Genomic DNA, 17369 nt, shown 5'->3' with positions numbered 1-17369 from the left:
TTTTTCAAATTTAATAATCCTGTAAATCCGGCCCTTTCCTTAAATCGTGTAAAAACATAGTTACACAGAAACCCTCCTTCACAATCGATTGCAGTTTTATTTTCAAATGATTGCTTTAGTTAATTTTAATTGATAATATTGTTTTATCCAATTGAAAAACCATTTCTTAATTTACTCACAACCAATTAGTGAAATTATGCCATTAAACAATGTAAGCGGCAATGCCAAAGCCGGAAATACCTACGATGCTATTGTTATCGGCTCGGGAATCAGCGGTGGCTGGGCGGCTAAGGAATTAACCGGGAGAGGCTTAAAAACCATCATGCTTGAGCGTGGAAGAAAGTTTGAACACATTAAAGATTATAAAAGCGCGGGTAAAGACCCCTGGGACTTTGAACACCGTGGAGCTGTAACACAGGAGCAGCGCAAAGCAAGGCCTGTAATATCACGTAACTGGGGCGCGCAGGAAGCTATTATGGATTATTGGGTAAATGAGCAGGAGGCGCCCTACCACGAAGTTAAACCTTTTAACTGGTGGCGATCATACCAGATGGGTGGTCGGTCTATTTTATGGGGCAGGCAAAGCTACCGCTGGAGTGATTTTGATTTTGAAGCAAACGCTAAAGACGGATGGGCGATTGACTGGCCTATCAGGTACAAGGACCTGGCCCCGTGGTATGATCATGTAGAAAAGTTTGCCGGCATCAGCGGGTCGTTGGAAGGGCTTCCCCAATTACCGGATGGGCATTTCCTGCCACCCATGGACCTGAACTGGGTTGAGAAAGATGTGGCCGAACGGATTAAAAAGAATTATGGTGGTACAAGGCATATGATCATTGGCCGGACAGCAAACCTTACAGCGGCCATACCTGGCCGTACGAAATGCGAATTCAGGAACAGGTGCTGGGAGGGATGCCCGTTTGGTGGATACTTTAGTACGCAATCATCAACCCTGCCTGCAGCTTTGGCAACGGGAAATTTAACCGTAAGGCCTTATTCAATAGTTACAAAAATTATTTATGATAAGGATACCAAAAAAGCAACCGGGGTAGAAGTGCTTGATGCCGAAACCAACCAGACCTATGAGTTTCATGCTAAAATTGTATTTGTAAACGCATCTGCATTAAACAGTGCCTGGGTGCTCATGAACTCGGCTACCGACATCTGGCCTGATGGCTTAGGCAGCAGCAGCGGCGAACTGGGGCATAATATCATGGATCACCATTATAACCTGGGTGCATCCGGCATGGTAGAGGGCTTTGAGGATAAATATTACTACGGTCGCCGCGCCAATGGTATTTATGTGGTACGTTTCGCCAATTTATTTGGCGACAAACGCGATTACCTGCGTGGCTTTGGTTACCAGGGAGCAGCAAGCCGTACCGGGTGGAGCCGTGAAATAGCCGAAATGAATATTGGCGCGCAATATAAGGATGCTATATGCGAACCAGGTGACTGGCAGATAGGCATCGGCGGTTTTGGCGAACTGTTGCCTTATCACGATAACAAGATCACCCTTGATAAAAGCCGCAAAGACAAATGGGGCCTGTCAATTTTATCTATGGATGCCGTGATCAGGGAGAATGAAAAGAAGATGCGTATCGACATTGTTAAAGAGGCCAAAGCGATGCTGGAAAGTGCCGGTGTTAAAAATGTTAAAACGCATGATAGGGGGCATAACGTAGGCGATGGCATCCACGAAATGGGTACCGCCCGTATGGGCCGCGACCCTAAAACCTCGGTACTTAATGAACATAACCAGGTGTGGGATGCCAAAAATGTTTTTGTTACCGATGGTGCAGCCATGACCTCATCGGCATGTCAAAATCCGTCATTAACCTATATGGCATTAACCGCCCGTGCAGCAAATTTTGCTGCCGATGAGCTGAAGAAGGGGAATTTGTAATTTTCAATTTGAAGATTTGAGGATTTGAAAATGAGTATTCGAATTTTCATTTACAAAAAGTCTTGATACTAACTACTTGAAATTTAAACATGAAAAAACTAACTATTATTTGCTTACTAATAGGCACATCCATTATTAATGCAGCAGCCAAAACCAAGGTGTTGGTTTTCTGTAAAACAGCTGGTTTTCACCATAATTCTATTGCGGTAGGTGTGCCTGCAATTATGAAATTAGGGGCGGAGAATGGTTTTGATGTGGATAGCACTACTAACTCCGAAAAATTTACAACTGCCAACCTGAAGCAATACGCGGCTGTAATATTTTTAAGCACCACCGGTGATGTGTTAAATGATACGCAGCAAGCAGCATTTGAACAATACATTAAAGCAGGTGGTGGCTTTGTGGGTGTACATGCCGCTACTGATACAGAATACGATTGGCCATGGTATGGGAAACTGGTGGGCGCATATTTTAAAAGTCACCCCAAGCAGCAAGACGCTGTTCTGCATGTGGTAGACCGTAATTTTATTGCCACCAAACATTTGCCCGCAGACTGGAAACGTTGGGACGAATGGTATAACTACAAATGGATAGGTGATGACCTGCATGTACTGATCAAAATAGATGAAAAAAGTTATACCGGCGGCGAAAACGGCGATAATCACCCCATGAGCTGGTACCATAGTTTTGACGGCGGCAGGGCATTTTATACCGAATTAGGACATACAGATGAATCATATGCCGATCCGTTATACCTGAAACATTTGTTGGGTGGGATTGAGTACGCGATAGGGAAGAAGTAGTTTTCTGAACCGGAATTTAAAAACAGACCGTCATTGCGAGGTACGAAGCAATCCCAAACTATGCAGATCGGTTTGCAAAGCTACTCTGTAAGGCGGGGATTGCTTCGTGTCTTATAATGAAGTGTTTATAAGTCACTGATTATCAGGTCGTTTTTTAATATAATCTATGTCATTGCGAGGCACGAAGCAATCGCATGCTATACAGAGCGGACCTGCACAGTTCGCGATTGCCACGCTGCGCTCGTGACGATTAGGAGGGTTGCGTGTAATAAAGCATGCTGATGATCAAAAATCTATAATGATGCGTGATATGTACTTCAATAAAACTACATTAAAATACCGGCGATTGTGGCCGACAGATAGGAGGCCAGCGTTCCGCAGATTAATGCCTTAACACCCAATTTGGCAAGGTCGGCACGCCTTTCGGGGGCAAGCTCACCAATACCACCAACCTGTATGGCTATGGAACTAAAATTGGCAAATCCGCAAAGTGCAAAACTTGTGATCACCAATGTTTTGGGATCCATAGTCCCCTTCACCTTAACAAGGTCGAGGTAGGCTACAAACTCGTTCAGCACCATTTTGGTGCCCATTAATGAGCCAGCTAACTTTATATCTTTATGAGGTACGCCCATCGCCCATGCAAAAATGGAAAATACAGCGCCTAAGATCTGTTTCAGACTAAGCGTTTTAAGATCGATATTGATAAAATCCAAACCCATATGGAGGTGGGTGGCTAAAAAGAAACCTGTTTTGCCCAACACATAATCCAACAGGCCTATTATAGCTATAAAGCCAATCAGCATCGCTATTACGTTTAAACCGATCTTTAAACCATCACTTGCTCCGTGCGATATAGCGCCAACCAGGTTGGCATCAGTTTTTTTAACTTCGAGAGATACACTTCCTTTGGTCTCGGATACTTCAGTTTCCGGCCATACAATCTTAGAGATCACCAGGGCTCCCGGAGCAGCCATGATACTTGCAGCCAGCAGGTATTCGGCTGGCACGCCCAAAGCTATATAGGTTGCCATTACACCACCCGCTATACAGGCCATACTGCCTGTCATAGATGCCAAAAGCTCAGACATGGTCATGTGCTTCAGATACGGCTTGATCATGATCTGCGCTTCAACCTGCCCAACAAACGCACTTCCTACGTTTGATACTGCCTCGGCGCCACTTACCCCCATTAATTTATAAACTACCCATGCAAAACCTTTTACAATCCGTTGCATAATACCAAGGTGGTACAGTATACTGATTAATACCGCCACAAAAACAATAGTTGGTATCACCCTAAAAAAAAATATAAAGCTATATTGGGCACCTAAAACCCGGGTAAGCTGGGCATCTTTATTTGCAACAATACCAAAAACAAATTCGGCGCCCTGGTCTGAGAATGAGAGGATCTTTTTTACCCCTTCGGCTAAAAATCCAAAACTTTCTTTGCCAATATCTGTTTTTAATATGAAGAGCGCTAAGCAAAGCTGAACAGCTAAGCCCGATAACACCACCCGGTAATTAATGGCCTTGCGGTTGTTTGACATTAAAAAAGCGATCCCGAAGATCAGTGCAATACCTATGAACCCGGTATATCTTTCCATGCAATAGTTATAGTAAATTAATCAGGGCTTAAATTATTAAAAAGATATGAGATTTGAGATATGAGATTTGAGATTCACGCGGGTAGTCTTTCTGGAAAGTTCAAATATCAAAAATGTGAGATTTGAACAAGCATTGCTGTCTCAAATCTCACATCTAATATCTCAAATCTAAATTAAGAGGCCTTACGTTTATTCAGCTCGTCGCGGATTTTGGCTGCTTTCTCGTATGATTCTTCGGCAAGGGCTTCCTGCAGTTTTGTTTTTAGTTCGTCAATGCTTAACGATGCAAAACCGCTGCCTACCGCTGTGCCTACTGATTTTTCTTCCTGGCTTTCATTGATGTTTTCGAGGTAAACAAAGTCGTTGCCCTCAATAACGATACCTGCGGTTGACAGTATAAATTCGTAGGTAAAAATAGGGCAATCAAACCGCACGGCTACCGCTATGGCATCTGATGTGCGGGCATCAATCTCAACCGAGCGTTTACCATCGCTGCAGATCAGCTTTGAATAAAAGATCCCATCCACCAGGTTATAAATAATAATTTCCTGAACCTCTATTTGATAGGCCTGCGCAAAGCTCTTAAAAAGATCATGCGTAAGCGGACGGCTCGGGGTCATTTTTTCTATCTCGATAGCGATAGCCTGTGCCTCAAAACTACCAATAATAATAGGTAACCTGCGTCTGCCGCTTACCTCACCTAAAACTAAAGCATAAGCGCCGGATTGCGTTTGGCTATATGATAGACCTACAATATCCAGCTTAATTTTTTTCATGTTGTTACCCATCGCACCTGTTATTTTATGCTGAAGCCTTATACTCTTTAACTGCCGCTATTAATTGGGGCACTACCTCAAACGCATCACCAACTATGCCATAATCTGCCACTTTAAAAAATGGAGCTTCCGGATCTTTGTTAATAACCACTATAACTTTTGAAGAACTGATGCCTGCCAGGTGCTGAATGGCTCCTGAAATTCCTATCGCAATATACAAATTTGGACTGACAGCTATGCCGGTTTGTCCAACATGTTCACTATGGGGTCTCCAGCCGGCGTCTGATACCGGTTTTGAGCACGCCGTAGCAGCACCCAATAAGCCGGCAAGCTCTTCAATCATACCCCAGTTTTCGGGACCCTTAAGCCCCCGGCCTGCCGAAACAACTATTTCGGCATCTGGTAATAAAACTTTATCTGTTGCGCGAACTATTTCTTTGATCATCGCTTTAAAATCAGATTCTTTTGTTTCAACACTAAAATCCTCTACCTGTGCAGTCCCCCCGGTTTCTACAACTTTATAGGAGTTTGGCACCAAAGCAATAACTTTATTGGCTGATGTTAATTCAACCACAGCAAACGCTTTGCCCGAAAATGCGGTTTTCTTTACAGTAAATTTACCACTATTTTGCTCAGGTAATGCAACAACGCCGTCGGCAACTCCGGCTTCCAGCTTTACGCCCAAACGCGGCGCTAAACCACGGCCAGAGAATGTGTTGGATAACACTACAATATCAGCGCTTTGTTTTTTTGCGGCTTCGGCTATAATTGATGCATAGGCCTGGTTTACAAAATTTTTGAGCTTATCGCCGGTAACATTTAATACTTTTTCGGCACCGTATTTACCTAAAGAAGCCAGTTCACCAGCCGCTACATTGCCAATTGAAATTGCCACAAGACTGGTATTATTCTGATCGGCAATAGCCCGGGCATAGCTTACCGCTTCAAAAGTTGATTTTTTGAACTTTCCGCCGGCATTTTCCGCGTATATTAAAACTGACATATATTATGTGTTTTGTAAAGATCGATTTGAGTTGAATTAAATAACACGTGCTTCGGTATGTAAAAGTTCAACCAGTTTAGCTGTATCACCGGCTGCAACCAGTTTTACCTGCCCACGAGGGGTTGGTGTTTCATAACTGATGATCTCTGAAAATGTTTTTACTTCCACAGGCTCAACAACAGTTAAAGGTTTGGTACGTGCCGACATGATACCGCGCATATTAGGGATCTTAGGTTCAGCAACACCTTCAGCAGCACCGGCAACAAAAGGGTAAGGGATAGTCAGGATCTCTTTACCGCCTTCAATTTCACGCTCAACCGTAGCGCTGCTTTCATCCGCATCCAGTTTTTTGATGATGGATACCGATGGAAGATCAAGCAACTCGCCCAGCATACCTGCTACCTTTGATCCGTTATAGTCTATAGATTCACGGCCAGTCAGGATCAGGTCGAAAGGGTTAGCTTTTACATATTGCCCTATCTGGTAAGCTACATACCATGCATCATGAGGTTTGGCATTTACACGTACCGCATCGGTAGCGCCAATGGCCAAAGCCTTACGGATGGTAGCCTCTGTGCTTACCTCGCCAACATTTATAACAGTTACTGTACCTTTACCGCCATCGGTTAGTTCAATAGCACGTGCAAGTGCTATCTCATCGTAAGGATTTAATATAAATTGAACACCATTTGTATTAAATTGGGTGTTGTTATCAGTAAAAGTTATTTTTGTGGTGGTATCAGGAACATTACTTATACATACCAGGATTTTCATATCAATAGGTTTTGGCAAATTTAAATAAAAAAGATAGAGTTTAAAATGGAGTTGAGCAGATTAGATAAGCTACTTGAATTTATAAAGAATGAACCCAACGACGAGTTTTTAAAATATGCGCTCGCTACAGAATATCTCCGTCTTAATCAGGTAGATAAGGCATTGAGTTACTATGAAGACCTTGTTAACAATCACCCGGATTATGTTGGCACGTATTACCACTTAGGCAAGCTTTACGAGGCGCTCAACCGCAAGGATGATGCCATAACCACCTACGAAAACGGCATGAAAGTAACAAAAGCCAAACGTGACAACCACGCTTTTTCTGAATTACAGGCTGTTTACAGGCAGGCCATGGGGGTTGAAGAGGACGATGATGACTATTGATTTTGTTGCTGTTTGATGGTTCACAGTTCATGGTAACTTCATTTGATTTTGAATTTCAATTATCAAATTAGCAGCGAATATTCTTGCAATGAGCCATGTACTATCAGCCATGAACCCCATACCCAACTATGACCTGATTAACCAATGAGCATAACCAAGCGACACCTGCTTTTTCTCAGAGATGTTTTAATATACACCTTCACTGCTTTTGGCGGGCCGCAAGCCCATATTGCGGTATTACTGCGTGAGTTTGTACATAAGCGGCGTTACATTACCGAAGAAGAGTTGATGGAGCTGAATGCCCTGTCGCAGGTATTGCCCGGCCCATCATCAACACAAACGCTGGTAGGCATAGCCTGGAAAGTAGGAGGGCTGCAGCTGGCCTTAATTACCTTTATGATATGGATACTGCCATCGGCGGCTATTATGGGCATGGCAGCCATTAGTTATATGATGTTTGCCAACCAGGTTAAATTTAATCATGTAATAAGTTATGTACAGCCCATGGCTGTGGGTATTGTTGCTTACGCCACTTATAGTTTTGCCCATAAATTTTTAAAAACAAGGGTAAGCACTATGCTGGCCATAGGATCACTCATCGCTACGCTTATTTTGCAAAACGCCTACGCTTTTCCTTTACTCATCTTGCTGGGAGGGATCATATCATCGGCAATGGAAACCCAGCCCCAGGAAAACGAACTGCGGGTAAAGCTATATTCAAATGTAAACCCCAACAAAGTGGCATACTTTATAGGGATCTTGTTGTTTTTTGCTGCTTTGGGTGCTATAATTAACCAAACATCACCATTTAGTTTACCTATTCGTTTGTTTGAAAATTTTTACCGCAATGGTATACTGATATTTGGTGGCGGGCAGGTAATGGTGCCGCTAATGTATACCGAATTTGTAGAGGTGAAGCATTACCTAAGCAGCTCCGAGTTTCTTTCGGGCTATGCTTTGCAGCAGGCTTTACCCGGTCCAACGTTTTCGTTTACTTCCTTTTTGGGAGGCATCACTTTAGGTAACAAGGGCTATGGTATTGGCGGGCAAATCATAGGCAGTATTGTAGCTGTTATAGGTGTTAATACACCCGGTCTTATCCTTATTTTGTTTATTGTACCATTTTGGGAAGACCTAAAAAAGATAACCCGTATCAAAAACTCTTTAAACGGTATCAACGCCGTAGCAGTAGGTTTTATGGCGACAGCATTAATATTGTTAGTACGCCCGTTTGGCGGTAACTGGGTAGCATATATACTAATGCTTGTTACATTTTTACTGCTTCATTTCACTAAGATAAAAACGCCGCTGATAATTTTGATCGGGGTAGTTTTAGGGTTAGTAATTTGATTTGGGGATTAAATAAGTTACATACATCTGCCCATATCTAATTTGCACATCAAAAAACTCCCCCTTCAGGGGGTTGGGGGGCTAAAATGGAGGTTCATCATCAATATCATCCATTCTTGAAGGACGAATAATAAAGTTGCTTTGTTTTTCAAAATCCTGCGATGGTGCAAGGCCTGAGAAAGCACTACCTGAAGCAGGAGGGAAGCCGTCCATACCTTCTTCAAGGTTTGTAAACTTCACATATTTGCCAACAAATTTTAGTCTTACCGTGCCGGTTTCACCGTTACGGTGTTTGGCTATAATTACCTCGCCTACACCTTGTGTGGGGTTACCGTCTTCGTCTTCAGTTAAGCCATAATATTCCGGGCGGTAAAGGAATAATACCATATCCGCATCCTGCTCAATTGAACCCGACTCACGCAAATCTGATAGCATTGGTCTTTTAGAGTTACCCGGTCTGGTTTCAACCGCACGACTTAACTGCGACAGTGCGATTACCGGTACGTTTAATTCTTTGGCTACAGATTTGAGTGCACGCGATATACTACCAATTTCCTGTTCGCGGTTACCGCCACCTTTACCCTCGCTTTTACCATGCATTAACTGTAAGTAGTCAATGATGATTAGCTGGATATCGTGCTGAGATTTTAAACGGCGGCATTTAGCTCTGAATTCAAATATATTTAAAGCCGGGGTATCGTCGATAATTAAAGTAGCTTGTTCCAAACGGCCAATTTTGGAGTGGATCTGCTGCCATTCCCATTCCTCTAAAGTTCCTTTCCGGATCTTTTCCTGCTCAATTTCGGTTTCGCCGGATATTAAACGGTTAACCAACTGAACCGATGACATCTCGAGCGAGAAAACTACAGTTGGCTTGTCAAAATCGACGGCGGCATTACGGGCGCAACTTAACACAAAAGCCGTTTTACCCATCGCCGGACGTGCAGCGATGATTACCAGGTCGGATTTCTGCCAACCGGAGGTCATGCGGTCAAGATTGGTGAAGCCGGATGCCACACCTGTCAGGCCGTCCTTTTTATCTTTAAGAGCTTCAATGTCTTTTAATGCTTCGTGTACCAGGTCGTCCATTTTACGGGCATCACGGCGCAGGTTATTCTGGGCTATTTCAAAAAGGTTTTTTTCGGCTTTATCCAACAGGTCTAATACGTCGGATGTATCTTCATAAGCGCTTTGGATCACCTCTGTTGAGATCCGGATCAGTTCGCGCTGGATAAATTTTTGGATGATGATACGGGAGTGAAACTCAATATTGGCTGCGGACGCAACACGGCTGGTGAGTTCGGTGATATAATAAGCCCCGCCTATCATCTCCAATTCGCCAAGCTTGCGTAGCTCTGCGGTTACGGTGAGGATATCAACCGGCTGCGATTTTTCAAAAAGCAACTTTATGGCCGAGAATATTTTTTGATGGTTATCACGGTAAAAAACCTCGGGTTTTAAAACATCGATCACAGACGACAGCGCGTCTTTTTCCAGCATCAATGCCCCTAATACCGCCTCCTCAAGATCTGTTGCCTGGGGTGGAAGTTTCCCCAGCCCACTATAAGGAGTTGGGTTAGTTATCCGGCTACGACGTTCGTTGGTGTTGGGCTTGTTATACTGGCTCTCGTTATCAAAACTCATAAGGCAACAAAAATATACAAAAATATTTCAGACCGGAAACTATTCAACTAACATAGTGTATTGAGCTTTTAAACCAATCATTATCAGCTCGATAATTTGAGGTGCGAAATTAACATACAATTGTTAATAAAGTGTTGGTGTACAATAACAACCTTTGGTTATCAGTATGTTAACCCGGTGTTGATAACGTTTTGGCATGTTAACTATTAAAATTGAACCAAAATGCCAATCGAGTTCAATAACTGCTTAATCAATTAATATAGCTACTTTTGCAAAATAATTCAACAGTAAAAATGACATTTAATTCAAGACCTCAGCGCGAAAGTAATCAAATGGTTTTTGGCATCAGAGCCATTATGGAGGCCATTACTTCGGGCAAAGAAATTGAGGCATTATACATTCAGCGTGGTGCCGGCGGTGGTTTATCGCAGGAGTTGAAAACTTTGTTAACCGAATATAACATAACCGCCCAGCAGGTACCGGTTGAAAAGCTTAACCGCTTAACGGCAAAAAATCACCAGGGCGCTGTGGCTTTTATTTCACCTATTATTTATCAAAAAATTGAAAATATTATTCCCGAGGTGTTTGAAAAGGGAGAGGTGCCACTTATTCTTGTTTTAGATTCGATAACCGATGTACGTAACATGGGGGCCATTGCCCGTACAGCAGAGTGTGCCGGTGTGCATGCTATTGTGATACCGGCTAAAGGATCGGCACAAATAAATCCTGATGCTATTAAAACATCAGCAGGGGCATTGTATAAAATCCCTGTTTGCCGCCATGATAATTTTATGCAAACGGTAAGGTTTTTACAGGAATCGGGCCTGCAGCTGGTTTGTTGTACCGAAAAAACCAAAGATGATATTTATGTGCCGGATTATACCGCGCCAACCGCCATTATCATGGGATCGGAAGAGGACGGAATCCGCAACGAGATCATCCGGATCTCAGACCATCTGGCCAAGATCCCCATGTTTGGAGAGATCGAATCGCTTAATGTATCCGTATCTACCGGAGTGATTTTGTATGAGGCGATAAGGCAGAGGGGGGTTAATGGTTGATTAAGTTGATTGGAGGAGTGGTTAAAAAACCGATCAACCATTCACCCAATCAACCACTCACCAACCACTAAATATATTTCGTTCCAAACTTACTCTTCACATCAGCCACTACCTGTTTTACATTCTGCTCCTGGTCGCGGGGGCAAATGAGCAGGGTGTTGTTGGATTCTACTACGATGAAGTCATGCAATCCCTTCAGTATCACCAGCTTTTCGCCAGGTACATTTACCATACAGTTGGATGAGTCATACATGATCACCTTCTCCGACGGGATAACAGCGTTGCCTACATAGTCCTTTTCGGCAAGGTCATAAATGGAAGCCCAGGTGCCCAGGTCGCTCCAGCCAAACTCCGATGGCAGCACATAAACATTATTRGCTTTCTCCATCACCCCATAATCTATCGAGATATTAATGCAATGCTGGTAAGCTTTATGAATRTACGATTTTTCTTTATCCGTATTGTAGTACGGTTTGGCATCTGTAAATATCTCGTGCATCTCGGGCAAATAGGTATCAAACGCTTTTACTATYGCTTTYGCCGACCATACAAAGATGCCCGCATTCCATAAAAAGTCGCCGCTCTGAATGAAGGTTTTGGCTATCTCCAGCGTGGGCTTTTCGGTAAAGGTTTTTACTTTATGAAAATCTTCATTAATGGTATTTTGGGTGTACTGAATATAACCATAACCAGTATCCGGTCTTGACTTCCAGATCCGGAAGCTGGGCTTTTACCAATTTGGCATAACTTTCATTGGTTACTATGTAAATGTTTTCTTTGGGACACACTTTCAGAAAGCGTTCGTAGGTGTTTTGTATTAATGTTTTGCCGGTTCCTAATATATCGATAAACTGTTTGGGATGCGAAGCACGGCTTATCGGCCAAAAACGGCTGCCTATTCCGCCTGCCATGATAATGGCATAGTAATTTTTGTTCATGTGTAATTTTAAGAATTAAGCTGAATATAAAAAAATCAAAAATGCAGTAATGATACATTCCGGACTAAAATACAATAACAATATTAATTAAGATATGTTTTTATTACAGATTTATTAACAATTTCCTTAGTTAGCTCGAAACGCGTAAAATCCATATTTAAATCTTCAATACCCCTATTTGCCCGGCAGCAAAATCCGGGAACAGCACCTTGTCATTATTTATCTTTAAATGCTTGTCGGCTACCTCAATGAATACATTTCTAAAATCCGTTGTAACGGCCAAATCACGGCCGTCTTCCAGGTTGTCAACAGCTAATGGCTGCAAGGTGCCATGCACCTTGCCACCATTAACATTATTGCCTAAAATAAAATTACATGAAGCCCGGCCATGATCTGTACCACCGGTACCGTTTTGGTGAACGGTACGCCCGAACTCAGTCATGGTCATTAGGGTAACTTCATCCTGATAGTTGCTGCCAATATCTGTCCAAAAAGCCATCATACTATTGCTAAGGTCGGTCACGTTACGGGCAAATATACCATTAGCTGTACCCTGGTTAAAGTGAGTATCCCAACCATTCGATTCGGTAAAGGCAATCTCCAAACCTACATTCATTTTTATAAGCTGGGCAATTTGTTTTAATGAACTGCCTAATGCCGAATTTGGATAAACAGCACCATTGGCAGGTGTATAATTTTTAACACCGGCCCTTTGCAGTATTTTTAAAGCATCGAAACTTTCTTTGCCTGTATCTTTCAATAATCCGGGTGTAGCTTGATCATATAGCTCCTCGAAGCTTTTGGCGGCAAGGTTGGCCCCCATAGGGTTACCACGCATTTGCAGGGCAAAATCCTGCAGGTTACTGATGGCCACGGCCGGGTTATCGCCATAAAAGGATCGTGGTATTGCCGATGTTAAGCTCACCGCTGTAAATGGAGTTAAAGCATCGTGTCCTAATAATCCAACCGCCCTGTTAAGCCACCCGCTTGCTGTACCTTTATTAAACGGGGTTCCGCTTTCCATGTAATCCTGGGCATCAAAATGTGATCGGGTGTTATTTGGCGAACCAATGCCATGCACAATACCCAATCTTTTTTCGCGAAACATTGGTTCAAAAGCATTCATGGATGGGTGCAAGCCAAATTTACCATCCAGATCAATCAGCGGATTATCATTGCCATTTTTTGCCGCATCCATAAATAAATTAGGGCGGCCTTCTTTCAGATATTGATCCGTAAACGGGGTAACGGCCATCAGGCCATCCATCGCTCCGCGCTGAAATATGCATACAAGCGTTTTTCCTTTTTTGTATGGCGCTATTATTTTATCCTGCGCGGCAGCTTCGGCAATAAACGCCGGGATGCCGCCCATCAGACCGACACCAAATAGCGTTAGCCCACCCGCTTTTAAAAATCCTCTTCTTGATAACATGATCTTTATTATTATTAGATTAACGCCTTTGATACTCCGGCGAACCTATTATTATCCCTACTACCTGCGCCAGCATTGATTTGGTTTCATCTACCTTCGGCATTACCTGCATGTTTGCCCTGGTATCAGAACCAGCTGAATCGCCCGGCATCAAAATTGCACCCTTTACCGGAGATGAAGCATTATTGCTCGCCTTATCTACCTTTATCATTAACTGAGGATCATTCAGCATGGGAGAAAGCTGTTTTATTGCTTTATCCAGGGGTCTTTCGGGCATAATGATCTTGCTGTAAATAACCAGTGCAGCCTGAGCGCTTTCGGGCTCGTGGTTATTGTTCAGTTTTAGCAGGTCGAGCTTTACCCCGGGTATCCGCCCGGAAGCAAAAGCTAACCCAAAATTCATCCGGTTCAATAAAGCCCCGGTATTAATCCAATATTGTCCCTTGTCCGGGAAGCCCGTTGGGGCCTGGTAATAATATATTTTTTCGCCCATCCTGTTTATCCAGTTATACAACTGATAAGGCTGGGTTACCCGGGCATTCAAGCTTCGAACGGTATTAATAGCCAGCTCAAACGGCGATTTTGTTTTTTCCCGTAAAGCCGACGCCGACCAAAACTCGGGCGCCGCAACCATGGCAATAAGCACCTGTTTAATATCACCGTTGCTATTTAAAAACGTTTTGGCCATCTTATTTATCAGGGCTTGCGGCGGCGTATCACTCACAAATCTAACTGCCAGTTTGCGTGAAATAAACTTTGCTGTTGATTGCTGATGCGCCAGCATATTCAATAATTGTACGCCTTCATCATATCCGCCGTTGGGGCCAAAATGTTTGCCCAGTACTACCTTCTCACTGTTATCGTGTCGATTAAGGTTAAATAAAAAGTCGCCATCATGCACAAATCCGTCGATAGCGGTTTTCTTCTCTATAGCTTTTGACAAGATGTTATTCCCTTTATCATAATTTTCCATAGGATAAACCGACCAGCCTGTAAGAACCTTTGCCGCCTGCGTTACGTCCTGTTGTGTGTATCCTCCGTCAACACCAAGGGTATGCAATTCCATTACCTCGCGGGCATAGTTTTCATTAAGGCCACGTTGCTGCCTTACTTTTTTTAGTTTATTCATCAGCATACCTTGCTTACTACTATCCGGCAGCGCATCGGGCATCATTTGCTGCTTAGGCACAATTGCAAATGAACTGCTAAAATTATCAAGGTAGTACAACATCGCGGGAGACTTTGCAGTAGCCAGCAGGATATCGCCGAATTTGCCTAAAGCATTGGGCCGTATTACATCGCGCTCGTAATCCGGGATAAATCCGGCACATTGGTTTTTGGTGATGGATACATTAAAATGATTAAACCAAAAGCTGGTCATCACCTCCAGAAGCTGGTTATTACTATATGCTGCTCTTAATATTTTTTGATTGATAAACTGACGAAAGAGTTCCTGCTGAGGCTTCATACCATTTTGCTCCATATAATCCTGCAGCATTTTTTTGTATTCCGCTTTATTGCTTTGTATCGAATCTTTATTGATGACTCCGCTTTTTATGGCCTTTTGAGCTGCCTGTCCAGGGCGAGGATATATATTAGCTATTTCCGTATTGCTTAGTTTAAGTGCATCAAAATGGTCTAACTGCTGATTAAGTGAATCGTCGGGCAATTTGGCATCAAGTTGCTCGCCGAACCATTTTTCGAGGCCTGCTTTTGCAACTTGGTCAACTTCACCAGGTGTAGCTCCATAGGTAAAGCGGCTTAATAAGTGTGCGGCAGCTTGCCTTTTAGTAAGACCAGCTTGTTTATAAGGGAATTTGCAGATATCATTAGCATTATACCTGCTATAAAATGAAGAAAAAATAAAAAAACCACCAACCAAAACGAATACCGATAGAAAAGTGCTTTTTACTGGTTTCATACTAAGCTATTAGTGATTGACAATTGTATGACCTAAATACCTGTTTAAGGTTTAGTTCTTATTCATTTTAATTTATAAATGCAAAGTATTAAGAAAATAAAAGACCTGCAAAACAGTTTTACGGGTCTTTTATTAAGTATTGTTTAATATTAATTAAATGCAAATCGTTCTGCGGCCATATCAGCAATGGCGTTGCCTATGGCCAACGACGCCGTTGCTGCCGGCGATGGTGCATTTAAAACATGAAGCATATTATCCTTTGCTTCAATTTTAAAGTCATCGAGCGTTTCGCCATCGGCAGATATGGCCATTGCCCTTACACCTGCCCGGCCAGGTTGCAAATCGTCCATTGTAAGACTTGGGATGAGTTGTTGTAAACCAGTTAAAAAACGTTTTTTTGAAAATGCGCGTCTGTATTCATCCAAACCAAAACGCCAATGTTTTACAAAAAGATTCCATGTTCCTTTAAATTTTAAAGCCTCAATAGTGTCACCTAATGAAAAATCAGTTTTTTCATATCCTTCCCGTTTAAAAACAAAAACCGCATTCGGGCCGCATTCTACTGTACCATCAATCATACGGGTAAAGTGTACGCCCAGGAAAGGGAACTCCGGATTAGGCACCGGGTAAATAAGGTTTTTCACCTTATTTTTCCCTTGTATTGTCAAATCATAATAATCGCCCCTAAAACCAACAATATGAGCTTCGCTGGGTGCACCAGCGCTTGATGCAAGCCTATCGGCCTGCAGGCCGCCTGCAGTAATTAAATACTTTGTATTAAAGCTAACTTTATTGGTAATTACGGTTGTGTAATTTGTATGGTGTTCAAATGCTTTTGCTGCACAATTAGTGAGCACTTTACTTTCTGGAAATTTAGCTTCAAATAGTTCGCGGTATTTACGGGTAACCGCAGCAAAGCTGATAATACCCGTACATGGTACCCAAATGCCCTCAATACCTTCGCAATAAGGTTCTATTTCTTTTATTTTTTTGCTGTCAATCTTTTCGATGCCTTCTACACCATTAGCAAGGCCATTATTAAACACCTTGTTCATGTGTGCCAGCTCGGAATGTTTGGTGGCTACAATGATTTTTCCACAGATATCATGAGGTATCTTATTTTCCTGAGCAAAGGCAACCAGTTCGCGTCGGCCGTCAACACAAAGTTTAGCTTTATAGGAATTCGGTTTGTAATAAATACCCGAGTGAATGACACCTGAGTTGTGTCCTGTTTGATGCGCTGCTACTTCACCTTCTTTTTCAAGGACAAGAATTTTTTTATCGGGGTTGCGTGTATTGATCTTATAGGCAGTAGCCATACCTACAATGCCTCCGCCTACAATAATGAGGTCATATCCGTTTTCCATTTCTTTAAATAAGTAGCCCAAAGCTAAATAAAGGAGAAATATTATAAGGCAAAAATCTATAAAACTCAAAAAGCTCAATTTTATCCCGATGACAAAATTGAGCTTCTTAGTTTAACCGTGGTTACTATTTGTTATAGTATGTAAAATCCTTGTGGTTTATCTCCGTTTCGGGTAACGATTTAAAGTAATCCAAGGTGATCTTTAAGCCCTCGCTTCGCGAAACTTTTGGCTCCCAGCCTAATATTGCCCTGGCCTTGGTAATATCCGGCCGCCGCTGTTTGGGATCATCGGTTGGTAATGGCAGGCTAATCAGTTTCTGATCTGTACCCGTTAGCTTGATGATCTCCTCCCCAAACTGCCGGATGGTTATTTCATCCGGGTTACCTATGTTCATCTCATC

The 17369-nt window shown here is 42.7% G+C and carries 13 protein-coding genes and 2 pseudogenes; 5 read left to right on the top strand and 10 right to left on the bottom strand.

The window, feature by feature from the left end:
* Positions 1-196: 196 nt before the first annotated feature.
* Together AC1DQW_RS23895 and AC1DQW_RS23890 are read left to right on the top strand one after the other, a co-directional pair.
* A complete protein-coding gene (locus AC1DQW_RS23895; RefSeq protein WP_477456348.1) occupies positions 197-1906 on the top strand; it encodes a GMC oxidoreductase in 1710 nt (569 codons plus the stop codon).
* An 89-nt stretch (positions 1907-1995) separates the two neighbouring features.
* On the top strand, positions 1996-2709 hold the full coding sequence (locus AC1DQW_RS23890; RefSeq protein WP_477456347.1) for a ThuA domain-containing protein: 714 nt from the start codon (positions 1996-1998) through the stop codon (positions 2707-2709).
* Positions 2710-3035: 326 nt separating this feature from the next.
* Here AC1DQW_RS23890 and AC1DQW_RS23885 read toward each other — a convergent pair whose 3' ends face one another.
* The 4 genes from AC1DQW_RS23885 to AC1DQW_RS23870 all read right to left on the bottom strand — a co-directional run bounded on the left by AC1DQW_RS23885 (position 3036) and on the right by AC1DQW_RS23870 (position 6869).
* Positions 3036-4316, bottom strand: a complete 1281-nt coding sequence (locus AC1DQW_RS23885; protein WP_477407703.1) for a NupC/NupG family nucleoside CNT transporter — start codon at positions 4314-4316, stop codon at positions 3036-3038.
* A 173-nt stretch (positions 4317-4489) separates the two neighbouring features.
* The gene (locus AC1DQW_RS23880; RefSeq protein ID WP_477417661.1) at positions 4490-5092 is read right to left on the bottom strand and encodes a bifunctional nuclease family protein; all 603 of its coding nucleotides are present in this window, start codon (positions 5090-5092) and stop codon (positions 4490-4492) included.
* A 25-nt stretch (positions 5093-5117) separates the two neighbouring features.
* Complete coding sequence (locus AC1DQW_RS23875) at positions 5118-6095, bottom strand: electron transfer flavoprotein subunit alpha/FixB family protein (protein WP_477456346.1); 978 nt, start codon at positions 6093-6095, stop codon at positions 5118-5120.
* Between the two features lie 36 nt (positions 6096-6131).
* Positions 6132-6869, bottom strand: coding sequence for an electron transfer flavoprotein subunit beta/FixA family protein (locus AC1DQW_RS23870; RefSeq protein ID WP_477456345.1), 738 nt, complete (start codon positions 6867-6869; stop codon positions 6132-6134).
* A gap of 45 nt (positions 6870-6914) precedes the next feature.
* On the opposite strand from AC1DQW_RS23870, the gene AC1DQW_RS23865 reads away from it, so the two are divergent.
* Both AC1DQW_RS23865 and chrA read left to right on the top strand, forming a co-directional pair.
* Complete coding sequence (locus AC1DQW_RS23865) at positions 6915-7256, top strand: tetratricopeptide repeat protein (RefSeq protein WP_477456344.1); 342 nt, start codon at positions 6915-6917, stop codon at positions 7254-7256.
* A gap of 144 nt (positions 7257-7400) precedes the next feature.
* Positions 7401-8606 (top strand): chromate efflux transporter, encoded by a 1206-nt coding sequence (gene chrA, locus AC1DQW_RS23860; RefSeq protein WP_477456343.1) that lies wholly within the window; start codon positions 7401-7403, stop codon positions 8604-8606.
* Positions 8607-8687: 81 nt separating this feature from the next.
* Here the strand turns inward: chrA and dnaB are convergent, their stop codons facing one another.
* Positions 8688-10250 carry a replicative DNA helicase gene (dnaB, locus tag AC1DQW_RS23855; RefSeq protein ID WP_477404164.1) on the bottom strand — a complete coding sequence of 521 codons (1563 nt, stop codon included), beginning with the start codon at positions 10248-10250 and terminating at the stop codon, positions 8688-8690.
* A gap of 293 nt (positions 10251-10543) precedes the next feature.
* Between dnaB and rlmB the strand changes: the two genes are divergently transcribed.
* Entirely contained in the window at positions 10544-11311 is a 768-nt protein-coding gene (rlmB, locus tag AC1DQW_RS23850) for a 23S rRNA (guanosine(2251)-2'-O)-methyltransferase RlmB (protein ID WP_477456342.1), read from the top strand.
* Positions 11312-11378: 67 nt separating this feature from the next.
* Here the strand turns inward: rlmB and AC1DQW_RS23845 are convergent.
* From AC1DQW_RS23845 to AC1DQW_RS23825, 5 genes and pseudogenes are all read right to left on the bottom strand, one after another.
* Positions 11379-12249 (bottom strand): annotated as a pseudogene (locus AC1DQW_RS23845) (mannose-1-phosphate guanylyltransferase).
* Positions 12250-12406: 157 nt separating this feature from the next.
* Entirely contained in the window at positions 12407-13681 is a 1275-nt protein-coding gene (locus AC1DQW_RS23840) for a DUF1501 domain-containing protein (protein ID WP_477456341.1), read from the bottom strand.
* Positions 13682-13700: 19 nt separating this feature from the next.
* Complete coding sequence (locus tag AC1DQW_RS23835; protein ID WP_477456340.1) at positions 13701-15602, bottom strand: DUF1800 domain-containing protein; 1902 nt, start codon at positions 15600-15602, stop codon at positions 13701-13703.
* 149 nt (positions 15603-15751) lie between these two features.
* Entirely contained in the window at positions 15752-16969 is a 1218-nt protein-coding gene (gene lhgO / locus AC1DQW_RS23830; protein WP_477456339.1) for an L-2-hydroxyglutarate oxidase, read from the bottom strand.
* Between the two features lie 124 nt (positions 16970-17093).
* Positions 17094-17369 (bottom strand): annotated as a pseudogene (locus tag AC1DQW_RS23825) (SDR family NAD-dependent epimerase/dehydratase); the annotation flags it as partial.

The organism is Mucilaginibacter sp. P5_A4 (genome assembly GCF_056400605.1).
This window is presented reverse-complemented; position numbering and strand designations above follow the sequence as displayed.